The 12,782-nt window shown below is 45.3% G+C and carries 13 protein-coding genes; 10 read left to right on the forward strand and 3 right to left on the reverse strand.

Annotated elements, in window-relative coordinates; genetic code table 11:
* The first annotated feature begins 11 nt into the window (after positions 1-11).
* From CI595_RS18415 to CI595_RS18440, 6 genes are read left to right on the forward strand one after another with little or no spacing between them, the layout of a single operon-like run.
* Positions 12-1,286 carry an NAD(P)/FAD-dependent oxidoreductase gene (locus tag CI595_RS18415; protein ID WP_095175370.1) on the forward strand — a complete coding sequence of 425 codons (1,275 nt, stop codon included), beginning with the start codon at positions 12-14 and terminating at the stop codon, positions 1,284-1,286.
* Between the two features lie 2 nt (positions 1,287-1,288).
* Entirely contained in the window at positions 1,289-1,654 is a 366-nt protein-coding gene (locus CI595_RS18420; RefSeq protein ID WP_095175096.1) for a DUF1667 domain-containing protein, read from the forward strand.
* 29 nt (positions 1,655-1,683) lie between these two features.
* Positions 1,684-2,508, forward strand: a complete 825-nt coding sequence (locus CI595_RS18425; protein WP_187144042.1) for an HAD-IIA family hydrolase — start codon at positions 1,684-1,686, stop codon at positions 2,506-2,508.
* Entirely contained in the window at positions 2,505-3,188 is a 684-nt protein-coding gene (gene sfsA / locus CI595_RS18430) for a DNA/RNA nuclease SfsA (protein ID WP_095175097.1), read from the forward strand. Before CI595_RS18425 ends, sfsA begins: the two co-directional genes overlap by 4 nt.
* Positions 3,185-4,237 (forward strand): A/G-specific adenine glycosylase, encoded by a 1,053-nt coding sequence (gene mutY, locus CI595_RS18435; RefSeq protein ID WP_095175098.1) that lies wholly within the window; start codon positions 3,185-3,187, stop codon positions 4,235-4,237. Before sfsA ends, mutY begins: the two co-directional genes overlap by 4 nt.
* Positions 4,238-4,241: 4 nt before the next feature.
* Positions 4,242-5,258, forward strand: a complete 1,017-nt coding sequence (locus tag CI595_RS18440) for a glycosyltransferase family 2 protein (protein WP_095175099.1) — start codon at positions 4,242-4,244, stop codon at positions 5,256-5,258.
* 95 nt (positions 5,259-5,353) lie between these two features.
* On the opposite strand, the gene CI595_RS18445 is transcribed toward CI595_RS18440, so the two are convergent.
* From CI595_RS18445 to CI595_RS18455, 3 genes are all read right to left on the reverse strand, one after another.
* A complete protein-coding gene (locus tag CI595_RS18445) occupies positions 5,354-6,001 on the reverse strand; it encodes a phosphatase PAP2 family protein (protein ID WP_095175100.1) in 648 nt (215 codons plus the stop codon).
* A gap of 137 nt (positions 6,002-6,138) precedes the next feature.
* Positions 6,139-6,972, reverse strand: coding sequence for a glycerophosphodiester phosphodiesterase family protein (locus CI595_RS18450; RefSeq protein WP_187144043.1), 834 nt, complete (start codon positions 6,970-6,972; stop codon positions 6,139-6,141).
* 18 nt (positions 6,973-6,990) lie between these two features.
* The gene (locus CI595_RS18455) at positions 6,991-7,914 is read right to left on the reverse strand and encodes a diacylglycerol/lipid kinase family protein (RefSeq protein ID WP_095175101.1); all 924 of its coding nucleotides are present in this window, start codon (positions 7,912-7,914) and stop codon (positions 6,991-6,993) included.
* A 308-nt stretch (positions 7,915-8,222) separates the two neighbouring features.
* Here CI595_RS18455 and CI595_RS18465 point away from each other — a divergent pair, with 308 nt between their 5' ends.
* The 4 genes from CI595_RS18465 (at position 8,223) to CI595_RS18480 (ending at position 12,727) form a co-directional block, all read left to right on the forward strand.
* Positions 8,223-8,693 carry a methylglyoxal synthase gene (locus CI595_RS18465; protein WP_065542372.1) on the forward strand — a complete coding sequence of 157 codons (471 nt, stop codon included), beginning with the start codon at positions 8,223-8,225 and terminating at the stop codon, positions 8,691-8,693.
* 527 nt (positions 8,694-9,220) lie between these two features.
* The gene (locus CI595_RS18470; protein WP_095175103.1) at positions 9,221-10,219 is read left to right on the forward strand and encodes a LacI family DNA-binding transcriptional regulator; all 999 of its coding nucleotides are present in this window, start codon (positions 9,221-9,223) and stop codon (positions 10,217-10,219) included.
* 53 nt (positions 10,220-10,272) lie between these two features.
* The gene (locus CI595_RS18475) at positions 10,273-11,316 is read left to right on the forward strand and encodes a Gfo/Idh/MocA family protein (RefSeq protein WP_095175104.1); all 1,044 of its coding nucleotides are present in this window, start codon (positions 10,273-10,275) and stop codon (positions 11,314-11,316) included.
* Positions 11,317-11,359: 43 nt separating this feature from the next.
* Positions 11,360-12,727, forward strand: coding sequence for an ABC transporter substrate-binding protein (locus tag CI595_RS18480; protein ID WP_162291919.1), 1,368 nt, complete (start codon positions 11,360-11,362; stop codon positions 12,725-12,727).
* Positions 12,728-12,782 lie beyond the last annotated feature (55 nt).

The following is a 12,782-nucleotide window of genomic DNA, read 5'->3' on the forward strand; positions in this document are numbered from 1 at the left end:
AGAGAGGAAAGATCATGTGTTATGATTTAATTATAATCGGTGGAGGCCCGGCAGGACTGGCGGCCGCTGTATCTGCGAGAAAAGAAGGGGTGGAAAACATCCTGATCCTGGAGCGTGACAGGGAACTGGGCGGAATCTTAAACCAGTGTATCCACAATGGATTTGGTCTCCATACCTTTAAGGAGGAACTGACAGGGCCGGAATATGCATGGCGTTTTATTGCCCAGGTGGAAGAGATGGAGATTCCCTATAAACTGCACACTATGGTTCTGGATATCCGGGATGGGGAAGCATGCAAAACCGTTATGGCTATGAACAGGGAGGACGGTCTTATGATGCTGGAGGCCCGCGCCGTGATCCTGGCTATGGGCTGCAGGGAGAGGCCAAGAGGCGCCCTGAATATTCCGGGTTACCGCCCCGCCGGTATTTACACTGCGGGAACAGCGCAGCGTCTGGTGAATATGGAGGGATATATGCCGGGCAGGGAAGTGGTGATCCTGGGCTCCGGTGATATTGGGCTGATCATGGCAAGGAGAATGACCCTGGAGGGTGCCAAGGTAAAAGTGGTGGCAGAGCTGATGCCCTTTTCCGGCGGCCTTCAGAGAAATATTGTACAATGCCTGAATGACTTTGATATTCCGTTAAGACTCAGTCATACCGTGGTTGATATTCAGGGAAAGGAAAGAGTCACAGGGATCACCTTGGCGCAGGTGGATGAGAACCGGAAGCCGGTCCCAGGAACCGAGGAGTTTTACGCCTGCGACACATTGCTTCTTTCCTGCGGCCTGATCCCGGAAAATGAGTTGTCAGGAAAAATAGGCGTGGAACTGTCCCGCGTCACCTCAGGCCCTGTGGTGAATGAAAGCCTGGAGACCAATGTGCCGGGTGTCTTTGCCTGCGGCAATGTGCTCCATGTACATGACCTGGTAGACTATGTCTCCGAGGAGGCAGCAAGGGCCGGTGCCTGTGCGGCCGCGTATATCCGGGGAGAGAAGGAAAAAAGGGATGCAAGGTCGATCCGGGTTTTGGCTGTGGATGGCGTGCGTTACACAGTGCCCCAGACCATCCGGCCTGCGTGTATGGAAGATACCCTTACCCTGCGTTTCCGGGTGGGCGGTGTTTACAGGGACTGTTATGTGAGTGTGTACCTGGGTGAGAGGCGGATCTGGCATAAGAAAAAGAGAAAGCTGGCACCCGGTGAGATGGAGCAGGTTGTATTGAAAAGATCAGATTTGACAGACGATGAAAGTTTCGATAAGATTACTGTGAAAGTGGAGGAGGCATAGAGATGGAAACGAGAGAATTGATTTGCATTAATTGTCCTCTGGGATGCAGTCTTACTGTTACAATGGAAAACGGAGCTGTGAAAAAGGTGGAGGGAAACACCTGCAAAAAGGGTGAAGCTTACGGAAAAAAAGAGGTGACCAACCCCACCAGGATTGTCACGTCCTCTGTCCGTGTAGCCGGAGGCACCCTTCCGGTGGTATCCGTCAAGACAGCCTCCGATATTCCAAAAGGAAAGATTTATGACTGCGCAGAAGCTTTAAGAGCCGTCCGGATGAACGCCCCGGTACATATTGGAGATGTGGTGCTTAGAAATGTGTGCGGAACCGGTGTGGATATCATTGCCACAAAAAATATACCGGCGGTATAAAAAGAACGAAGATTTACAAGGAGAAGAAAATGCTGACAGATAAGAACGGTAAAAATGCAGAAAGCCTGAGAGACAAGGAGCTATATCTTCTGGATATGGATGGGACGATTTATAATGAAGATGAAATATTTGAGGGAACACTGGATTTCCTGGATGAGATCGAGAGAAGAGGCGGACAGTACATCTTTATCACCAACAATTCCTCCAAGTCGGTAAACGACTATGTGGAGAAGGTATCTAAGATGGGGATCCGGGCAGGATATGAGAATTTCTACACATCCAGCCAGGCAACTGCTATGTATATCAATGAAAATTATCCGGGACAGGTGGTATACTGCATGGGAACCCGTTCCCTGGTAAATGAGCTGCGTGAGGCCGGCATACAGGTAGTCACAGAGGTGGATGACAGGGCCACGGTTGTACTCATTGGATTTGATACGGAAAATACCTCTGAGAAAATCAGAAATACATGCATTATGCTGGGCAGGGATGTGGTATATCTGGCTACAAATCCTGATTTTGTATGCCCGGTGAGCTTTGGTTATATCCCGGACTGTGGCTCTATGAGCATAATGCTGAAAAATGCCACAGGAAAAGAACCATTTTTTATTGGTAAACCTGAGCCGATTATGGTAAACTGTGTATTAAAGAAGCTGGACATGAGGGCAGAGGATGCTGTCATTATTGGTGACCGGCTCTACACAGATATTAAAACCGGAGTGAAAGCCGGGGTGGATACCATCTGTGTGCTTTCCGGTGAAGCGACTACACAGGACATAGAAGAAGGAGATGTAAAGCCAACCTATGTCTTTGACAGCGTAAAAGAGATCTATGAGGGACTGACAGAAGCATGAGATATAAGAATATCAGGGAAGGGCGCTTTGTAAGCCGCCCCAACCGTTTTATTGCCCGTGTGGAGATTGACGGGCAGGAAGAGATCTGTCACGTGAAAAACACTGGAAGGTGCCGGGAATTATTAGTTCCCGGCGCCTCTGTTTTTCTGGAGAAAAGTGACAAAAAAGAACGTAAAACAGCATATGACCTGATAGCCGTGAGAAAGGGAGAACGCCTGATCAATATGGATTCCCAGATTCCCAACCGGGTGGTGGAGGAGTGGCTGCGAAAAGGAAATCTCCTTGGGGAGGGCGCCTATATCCGGCCGGAGACAAAATACGGAAATTCCCGGTTTGACCTGTACATGGAACAGGGGGAACGGAAAATCTTCATGGAAGTAAAAGGCGTGACTCTTGAGGAGGATGGGATTGTCCGCTTTCCGGACGCGCCCACCGAGCGAGGCATCAAGCACATAAAGGAACTGTGCCAATGTATAAAAGACGGCTATGAGGCGTATATTATGTTTGTTATCCAGATGAAGGACGTGAAATACTTTGAGCCTAACAAAAGGACGCACGAGGCGTTTGCCCAGGCACTTTTGGAGGCAGAACAGGCAGGTGTACATGTACTGGCCTATGACTGTTTGGTAGAACCGGACGCCATTTGTCTTGGGGAACCGGTGGAGGTGCAGCTTTTATGAAACTGGAAGAGATAACAGAGCCTTTGCTTTCCTGGTATGAGGAGAACAAGCGGGATCTGCCCTGGCGGAGGGAACCGACACCGTATCATGTTTGGGTGTCGGAGATCATGCTGCAGCAGACCAGGGTGGAGGCTGTGAAAGACTATTACCGGCGGTTTCTCGCGGAACTTCCCGGAATCCGGGATTTGGCAGCCTGCCCGGAAAATAAACTCTTGAAATTGTGGGAGGGTTTGGGCTATTATAATCGTGTGAAAAATATGCAGAAGGCAGCAAAAGAGATCGTCGAAGAATACGGCGGGAATATTCCCCCGGATTATGAAAAGATTCTGGCGCTTCCTGGCATTGGCAGTTACACCGCAGGCGCTGTCTCCTCCATTGCCTTTGGTCTGAAAAAGCCGGCGGTGGACGGCAATGTACTGCGTGTCATTTCCCGGATCACAGAAAACGGGGAGGATATCCTAAAGCAGTCTGTAAAGCGGCGCGTGGAGCAGGAATTGGAAGCTGTCATGCCAGAGGACCGGCCGGGGGCCTTTAATCAAAGCCTCATGGAGCTGGGGGCTACGGTGTGTATACCGAACGGTATGGCAAAATGCGATGCCTGTCCTGTACGTCATCTGTGCGGCGCCCGGGCTCACGGTACGGTTCTGGATTTTCCGAAAAAAGCGGCGAAAAAACAGCGCCGGATTGAGGAAAAGACAGTCCTGCTCATACAAAACGGACAGGAATATGCTATTTGCAAGCGTCCGGATAAAGGGCTGTTGGCAGGTTTATATGAATTTCCAAATATGGAAGGGTGGCTTACCCAGGAGGAAGTGTTAAGTGCAGTGGAGGAATTAAAACTCATGCCCCTGCACATAAGGGCTGCCGGGGAAGCAAAGCATATTTTTTCGCATGTGGAGTGGCATATGAAAGGATATGTGGTAAAAGTTGCTACCACAGAGGAGAAAAAGGCAGGAAACCTGCTTTTTATCAATAAAAAAGAGTCGAAGGGAAAATACCCGATTCCCTCCGCTTTTTCCGCATATAGAAAATATATTGAGGAGGACTAATTCAATGAAATTATTGTCCGTTGCAGTTCCCTGTTATAATTCCCAGGCATACATGGAAAAATGCGTGGATTCCCTGCTGGAAGGCGGGGAGCAGGTGGAGATTTTGATCGTAGATGACGGGTCCGTGGATGACACGGCGAAAATTGCAGACGATTATGCTGCTAGATATCCCGGCATCGTGAAAGCCATTCACCAGGAGAACGGCGGCCATGGGGAGGCCGTGAACACAGGCCTTAAAAACGCAACCGGAATCTTTTTTAAAGTGGTGGACAGCGATGACTGGGTGAACAAGGAGGCCTATGAAGCAATCCTGACAAAGCTTTCAGAGATTGTCGGCGGACCACAGACCTTGGATATGATGATCAGCAACTTTGTCTATGAAAAACAGGGCGCCAGACGGAAGAAAGTCATGCGTTATAAGAAATACCTGCCCCAGGGAAAGATCTTTACCTGGGAGGAGATCAGCAAAATGCCGGTGGGGAAATACATTCTGATGCATTCCGTGATCTATCGTACCGGACTGCTCAGAGAGTGCGGCCTGGAACTGCCGAAACACACCTTTTATGTGGACAACCTGTTTGTTTACCAGCCTCTTCCCTCGGTGAAGACCATGTACTATATGGATGTGAATTTTTACCGGTATTTTATCGGCAGGGAGGACCAGTCCGTTCATGAGGATGTCATGATACGCAGGATTGACCAGCAGCTTTTAGTGAACCGTCTCATGATTGATTCCGTGGCGGGAAAGAGGATCGGTGACAAGCATCTGCGGCAGTATCTTCTGAGATACCTGGACATCATCACTGCAGTATCCTCCATCATGCTGATCCGCTCCGGGACAGAGGAGAACCTGGAGAAGAAAAAAGATTTGTGGAAATATTTGAGAAATGAGGATATCCATATTTACAGAAAGCTCCGTCTGGGCATTCTGGGCAGAAGTGTGAACCTGCCGGGATGGAGCGGGAGAAATATTTCTGTGGCGATCTATAAAGTGGTGCAGAAATTTTATGGGTTTAATTAAGGTGTCTGTCCGGGTATAGCAAACAGACAATGCCGGCATATAAAAAGGACGTTCCAAAAGCGGAACGTCCTTTTTATATGCCGGGCCAAACGGCCTCATTTTACAAATGCGGGTTGTTTCTGCCGGGCCGGATGTGCTTTGTAGAACATCTGATAGCAGAACACATTCAGCGCAAACGCTGCTACCACATCCACCAGTGTATGCTGCTTTAAGAATACAGTAGCCATGACGATAAGTATGGTCAGAAGCAGGGTACTGCCAAGCAGTATGGGATGCTTTCTTGCTTTTGCGTTTTTGAAAACTGCTGTGCAGCAGGCCACGGAATTGAATACATGGATGCTGGGCAGTATATTAGTAGGAGTGTCGATCCGGTATAAATGCCTCACCAGTTCAATGAAGATGCTGTCACCGGTAAGCTTGGGACGCAGGTCCTGCCCATTGGGGTAAATGTAGGAGATGACGAGAAACAGTGTCATACCCACTCCAAGGGTAAAGATCAGTTGGTAAAATTCCCGTTTGCTGTCATTAAAAAAAGAAAAGTACAAAACAGTGACCGCGATGTAGGCGAACCACAGCAGATACGGGACGATGAAATATTCACAGAAAGGGATATAATCATCAATCTTCATATGGATGATATGGGGCCGGACATCGCGCTGTTCCAGGTACTGGAAAGCTGTAAGGTAAATGATGCCGTATACCGGAATGATCCAGGTGTGTTTATATTTTTTCAGCAGATTCATAAAATCACCTTCTTTTCGATGCCAAAGCCTTTCTTTATCCTGCCCATTATAGCACAGGAAAATCAAGATAACAATGGGATTTACAGTAAATTCAGAAAAGCTTCACATCCAATTCACACTCTGAAAAAACTGTCCGGTTATGCCTGTTTACGTGGAAGAAAACTGTCAAAAATGACGGAATCAAAACGTTTTTTACACGTTTCATAAGCCTCCGGTGTGCGCAGTGTCCAGGCAAAAACAGGGGTTTTGTAGAGATGGCGGACCAGGCAGAAGCTCAGGTTGCGGCTGTCCTTATAGCAGTAAGCAATAAAGTCGGGACGCCCGATGCAGTTGGTGAGCAGGTGTTTTACCAAAAAACTCAGCACATATCCGCCCTCAGCCACCGGGCTTGTCAGGTTGGAGGAGAGCTGCCCTCTTACCACTCCGGGCCGGTTGCGCCGGTACCAGAAAAGCGCCAGGGAATTAAAAGATTCAATACAGTAACTGCCTTTATATCCCTCTAACAGTTTATCCACAAGAGCACAGGGATATGTGTGGTGGGAGTGAAGTTTTATCTCGATCAGTAAAGGGACCCGGCCATCCACCAGTTTCAGTACATCTGAAAACAGAGGGATCTTTTCTCCGGTGTTCTGCAGAAAGAGCTTTTGCAGTTCCTCATAGGTCTTTGTCTCCAGAGGCAGGTCAATGCCGCACATGCGGCCCAGTGTATAATCGTGGAAAACCACGATCTTGTTGTCTTTTGTAACCTGAACATCCAGCTCAATGGGATATCCGCACAGGACTGCCCGTTCAAAGGCGGGCATGGAGTTCTCCGGAATGCCTTCTTTTAGGTCAAATAATCCTCTATGTGCAAAGAGTCTGTGCATAAAGGCCCGAGTTTGGGATTTTCTTGTAAAACGCGGCATAATACAGTAAAAATAAAGTAAAAAACCGAGAAGTACAATGGCAGTCATTATCAGCAGTAATTTCATAAGTAAACCTTCTTTCAACTATCCGGTGATGACAGAGATCTGTTCCGGCGCGGTTCTCAGGGAAAGAGAACGTCTGAATCCAAAAGATTCCCCGTCACAGTGTACAGGAAGAGGACGCCGGCTGATGATTTCCACCACATGCCCCTGTTCTATCTGTATGCCTTTAAACCATATGTGTTTCCCAATAAATGCAGTGGGCAGCATGGTAATGATTTTCAGTTTGGAGAGTTTTCCGGCTACACAAATGTGGATCTTGCCGTCAGAGTAATCTGCATCCGGGCAGAATTTACAGCCTCCCCCCTCATATTTCAGATTCATGCCCGCAACAAAAAAACAGCGGGGAAAACGGGAGATCTTTTTCTTGTCCAGCCTGATATCCACAGGACAGGGGCGGTACAGAAACAATTGTTTCAGGGCGATAGCCGCATAAGTAAGCTTGCCCAGGTGGTATCTGTTCAGAAGATCCTTGAGGCCGGAATGCAGAGCTTCATGACAGATGGAGGCGTCAAATCCTATGCCGGCACTGATGAGAAAATACCGCTTTTCTTTCTCCGACTGTGCGATGCCAATATCCATCTTTTCAATACATGCGGGGGCCAGGATCTGCTCCACAGCTTTTTCAGTATCTTTCGTAAGCCCAAGGCCTCTGGCAAAATCATTGCCGGAGCCTGTGGGAATATAGCCCAGAGTGATATGGGTGTATACTGTTTTTACAAGACCGTTTATCACCTCATTCGCTGTGCCGTCTCCGCCTACAACAACCAATGTACAGGGGATAGAAAGGGCGGCTATCTGATGTGCCAGCTCGGCGGCGTGTCCCTGCCGCTGGGTAAAATAGGCCTCGTATTCCAGGTTTTCCTCATCCAGACGCTTTTTTACGTTGTCCCAGATTTCCTGTCCTTTGCCGGATCGGGAGCGGGGATTGATGATAAAATAGTACATACGCTTCTCCTTCTTTGCCATTATTGTAGCAGTTTCCCGTTGTGAGGACAAGTAAAATATGATATGATAAAAAAAGCAGATACATGGTGGTTACTGTACACAGGCCACTGTACCGGGAGGCGTTTTCATGCCGGAAGCATGAAAATCCCGAGGCAGCCAGCGCGATATGGGGCAGAATGCTCCATATCTGTGCATCGCGAAGCGTGTTACTGGACACGGAGTGTACAGTAACACATGGTGCAGCCAGCCACAGAGTGGGCAGCAGCAAATACTGTGATCATACAGACAGCTGAAAGGAGTTAAGATACATGGACAACGAATTTGTAACATTTACTATAGGAAAGAAGAAACATATTGCATTGATCGCGCATGACAATGAAAAGCCGAAGCTGATAGAATGGTGCAGAGAGAATTATGATATACTGAAGAACCACAGCCTTTACGGGACAGGCACTACCGCAAGGCTGATCGCAGACAAGGCCGGCCTGCGCGTCAAGGGATACAACAGCGGCCCTCTGGGCGGTGACCAGCAGATTGGCGCCAAGATTGTGGAGGGTGTCATTGATTTTGTAGTGTTCTTCTCAGACCCTCTGACAGCACAGCCACATGACCCTGATGTGAAGGCACTTATGCGTATCGCGCAGGTATACGACATTCCCATGGCGATCAACAAGGCTACAGCAGATTTTATGATCCATTCTCAGTTTATGGATGGAGAATATGACCATGAAGTAATCAACTTTAAAAAGAATGTGGAGAAACGTGCAGACTCCATGTGAGGTGATATGATTTTTATTATAGGATAGGAAAAGATGTCTTCCTGCTTTGCGGCAGAAGACATCTTTTTTTGGTTAAAGATAGCCCAGGAAAAGTAGCAGCTGAAAGTTTTGTAGTAATTTACAACGCATGGATGGAATTAACATATAAAAGAAATGTAACAATTGTGAAAATGTTACATAAATTATATTAAGATAAAACTAACAAAAAGTGGGTAATAATACTATAAAAAACTAACAAATAATAGAAAAAATATAAATAATGCCGAAAAATAGTTTGACAAATACCATGCAATGATGTAATATTAGTGTAACAAAATAACTTTGTTACATAAAAATGTAACACATTTAAGTATGTGAATGCGCATTCGTACTTAATTTATTGGAAAGGGATGATTAAAGAAGGAAAACAGAAGGAAAAGATAAAGATTTTGTGATACATAAGATTTACATTTTTACATAAGATAAATACCAATATTTGGTAGTTATGTTATAATTAGTCAAATATTACATGAAGGAAGTAAAATATTATGGCTAATATACGTGAGGTGGCTCATAGAGCAAATGTTTCCGTAGCTACGGTATCAAGAGTTTTAAATGAAAGTAAAAGTGTAAAACCAGAAACAAGGGAACTGGTATTGGCAGTGATGCAGGAGCTTGGTTATACTGCAGGTAAAACAAAAGAAATCGCAACGACGGATGTTCACCGCATCCTTGTGCTTCTGCCGGATATAGAAAATCCATTTTATTCTGTGATTGCCCAGGGAATATGCGAAATTGCAAGAAAGAAGAATTATCTTGTTATGCTCTGCACAACGGAACGTGATTATAACAACGAAAAAAGGTATATTGATCTGCTTCGAGGGAAAATGGCAGACGGTGCCATAATCTGTGCTCCGGTGATGAGTAAACTGGAATTAGAGGAATTAGATAAACAAAGCTGTATTATACAATGTTGTGAATATAATGAGGAATTGGAGGAGGTTTCACATATATCTATCAATAACTATGCGGCAGGTGTAGATGCAGTACAGCATTTGATAAACATCGGTCATAGAAAAATCGCCATGATCAGTTGTGAAAATGGGTTTTTATCAACCGCAGAAAGAGAAAGAGCATTTAAGGACACATTAAAACGAAACGGTATAGAATTTAAGCAGCAGTACCTTGCAAAAACAGAAAGTGATTACGGCTACAGGACAGGCATCAGGTCAATGAAATATTTGCTTAGTTTAAATGAGCCTCCGACGGCTGTTTTCGCTATTTCTGATATAGTGGCTATTGGGGCTATGCAGGCCATAGAAAACGCAGGTCTTATAGTTCCGGATGATATAGCTGTAGTGGGATTTGATGATCTTGATATTGCATCTTTGTATAATCCCCCATTGACTACCATCTATCAGCCTAAAAAAGATATCGGAAGGCTGGCTATGGAACTGCTGTGTAAAAAAATCCATAATTTATCCGGAGAGAACGGGAGTGTTTTTTTAGAGCATGAATTAAGGATTAGGAAATCAACGGTGAAATAGCCTGGAGCGAATTTTATACCAATACATCAGTAGCGTTCAGGAGGGTTTAGCAGGTGATAAGGGTTGGTGTTATTGGCTGCGGAAAGATAGCACAGGTCAGGCATTTCCCTGAATATGAACGAAATCCCAATGCGGAAATTTATGGGGTATTCGATATTGACAGGGAAAGGGCCTGCAAGATGGCAGGTAAGTATTCCGCAAAGGTTTATGATTCATACGAAGAACTTCTTGGCGATAAAAATATTGAGGCAGTGAGTATTTGTACAGCTAATTTTTCCCACTGTCAGATAACGATTGAAGCGTTAAAAGCCGGAAAACATGTTTTATGCGAAAAGCCAATGGCAATATCTTACGAAGAATGCAGAAAAATGGTTGAGACGGCAAAGGAGACCGGAAAATTTTTAATGATAGGCCATAATCAACGTTTCACAGATACTCACAGGGAAGCCAGAAAACTTATTTTGGAGGGGGAAATCGGCCGTATAATAAGTTTTAAAAGCAGTTTTGGTCATTCAGGGCCGGAAAACTGGGCCATTGATAACAAGAACGTGTGGTTTTTTGACAAACGCATAGCAGCATTCGGGGCAATGGCCGATCTGGGAATACATAAAACTGATCTGGTACAGTTCCTTACAGGGAGTAAAGTTGAAGAAGTGGTCTCTGTTGTGAGTACATTGGATAAAAAAAATCCAGATGGCTCACTAATAGGGGTAGATGATAATGCTTTCTGTATTTATAAAATGGAAAATGGGGTTGTGGGAACTGTAACAGTCAGCTGGACACTATATGGGGAGGAGGACAACTGCACCATATTGTACGGTACTGATGGCTGTATGAAAATCTATCATGATCCGCAATATTCCATTGTGGTGGAAAAAGGACATGGACGGCGTATCTTATATGAAATAGATAAAATCCAGACAAATGAAAATCAGTCAAATTCGGGGGTGATTGATGAATGGATCTACTGTCTGGAAACAAATACACCGCCCAAAGTGGATGGAGAAGAGGCTTTTAGTGCTATGAAAGCAGTTTTTGCAGCTTTGTTGTCTTCAAAAGAGGGAAGAAACATAAAAGTAAGGGAAATTTATCCCTGAACTGTTTTGGACAAGGTAAAGTGTGTATATGGGAGGTAGGCAAATGAAAAAGGTTTTGAGCGTTGTGCTTTCAATGGTTATAGTTAGTATGGCATTTACCGGATGCGGCAAAGAGAAAAAAGATGAGACAACAGGTAAAGTGGAAGAGAACAACAGTGCTGAGGAAAAAGAGGAGAGCGGGGAAAAAAAGAAACTTGTCTGGTTTACAGAGCAGATGGATGATCAGCAGTACGAAAAATGGATGAAATATGTTGTGACACCTTTCAATGAATCCCATCCGGATATTGAAGTGGAAATATCTGCGTCTGCTGATTATGAGCAAGTATTGAAAGTGCAGCTTGCGGCCGACGGAGGCCCGGATATCTGTAACATGGGAGGTCCCTCCATCACAAGTGAATATGTAAAAGGTAATAAGATTCTTGACTTGACAGAATATGTGGAAAAGGCCGGACTTGATAAAAAGATATTTAAGTGGGCCCTTGATTCGTGCAGGATAGATAATAAAATCTATTCTCTGCCAAACTCTTATGAAGCTCTGCTTTTGTGGTATAACAAAGATGTGTTTAAGGAAAACGGATGGGAGGTCCCCGTCAATTATGAGGAATTATCAGCAATCTGCGAGGATGCCCAGTCAAAGGGGTTGGTACCTATTGCCTTTGGTACTTCTGATTTTAAAGCCATAAATGAACAGTTTGTGGGTGTGGCTTTATGTGCTTATGCAGGAAGGGAGAATGTAAAAAAAGCCCTGAATGGTGAGATAAAGTGGACTGATCCGGTATTCCAGGAAGCAATCACAAGGCTGAACGATATGTGGCAGAAAGGCTGGATCATGGATAAAAAATCTCATGCAGTCTCACAGGATGATGCTAATTCTTTCTTCTATAATCAAAATTCGCCGATGGTTATGACAGGAACATGGAACTTGGGCACATTTGCAAATCAGATTTCCGACTTTTCATATGGCGCAGCTCCGTTCCCTGCATTAAGTGATGATGTACCACCCACTGTTTGTATGGGAGCAGGCGGTGTTGTGGCAATCAATGCAAATACAAAATATCCGGACGAATGTTTTGAATTTATTAATTTCCTGTTTAACAATGAAGAACTTCAGGCCCAGGCAGTTGCAGACGGTTTGCAGCCCCTTCCTATGGATATGGATGAAAGTTTATATCCGGATACCCTTCTTGATGTGGACAAGGAAATACTGGGAATGCTGGAAGAAACACAGAAAAATCTGGATTCTGCTGGATATGTTATGTGGACCTATTGGCCGGCGGAAACAAGGCAGTATATGATGGACAATATTGAAAATGTATATTTGGGAAATCTTTCCGTGGAAGATTATCTGGAGAAAGCAAACAGTATTTTTGAAAAGGAATTTGAAAGCGGGACAGTAATTCCTGTATCCTAGTAAAAGGGAAGAAGAGGCTCGCTTTGCGGGCCTCGGATGCTTTCTATGGTTTTTC

The sequence above is a fragment of the Blautia hominis genome (assembly GCA_002270465.1).
GTDB classification, from domain to species: Bacteria; Bacillota; Clostridia; order Lachnospirales; family Lachnospiraceae; genus Blautia; species Blautia hominis.

What these genes read in the sequence shown, in the direction of transcription:
- CI595_RS18420 (WP_095175096.1), top strand. Translation starts at nt 1,289, where the DNA reads ATGGAAACGAGAGAATTGATTTGCATTAATTGTCCTCTGGGATGCAGT.
- CI595_RS18445 (WP_095175100.1), bottom strand. Translation starts at nt 6,001, where the DNA reads ATGAATCTGCTGAAAAAATATAAACACACCTGGATCATTCCGGTATAC.
- CI595_RS18480 (WP_162291919.1), top strand. Translation starts at nt 11,360, where the DNA reads ATGAAAAAGGTTTTGAGCGTTGTGCTTTCAATGGTTATAGTTAGTATG.
- CI595_RS18440 (WP_095175099.1), top strand. Translation starts at nt 4,242, where the DNA reads ATGAAATTATTGTCCGTTGCAGTTCCCTGTTATAATTCCCAGGCATAC.
- CI595_RS18450 (WP_187144043.1), bottom strand. Translation starts at nt 6,972, where the DNA reads ATGAAATTACTGCTGATAATGACTGCCATTGTACTTCTCGGTTTTTTA.
- CI595_RS18425 (WP_187144042.1), top strand. Translation starts at nt 1,684, where the DNA reads ATGCTGACAGATAAGAACGGTAAAAATGCAGAAAGCCTGAGAGACAAG.
- mutY (WP_095175098.1), top strand. Translation starts at nt 3,185, where the DNA reads ATGAAACTGGAAGAGATAACAGAGCCTTTGCTTTCCTGGTATGAGGAG.
- sfsA (WP_095175097.1), top strand. Translation starts at nt 2,505, where the DNA reads ATGAGATATAAGAATATCAGGGAAGGGCGCTTTGTAAGCCGCCCCAAC.
- CI595_RS18455 (WP_095175101.1), bottom strand. Translation starts at nt 7,914, where the DNA reads ATGTACTATTTTATCATCAATCCCCGCTCCCGATCCGGCAAAGGACAG.
- CI595_RS18470 (WP_095175103.1), top strand. Translation starts at nt 9,221, where the DNA reads ATGGCTAATATACGTGAGGTGGCTCATAGAGCAAATGTTTCCGTAGCT.
- CI595_RS18465 (WP_065542372.1), top strand. Translation starts at nt 8,223, where the DNA reads ATGGACAACGAATTTGTAACATTTACTATAGGAAAGAAGAAACATATT.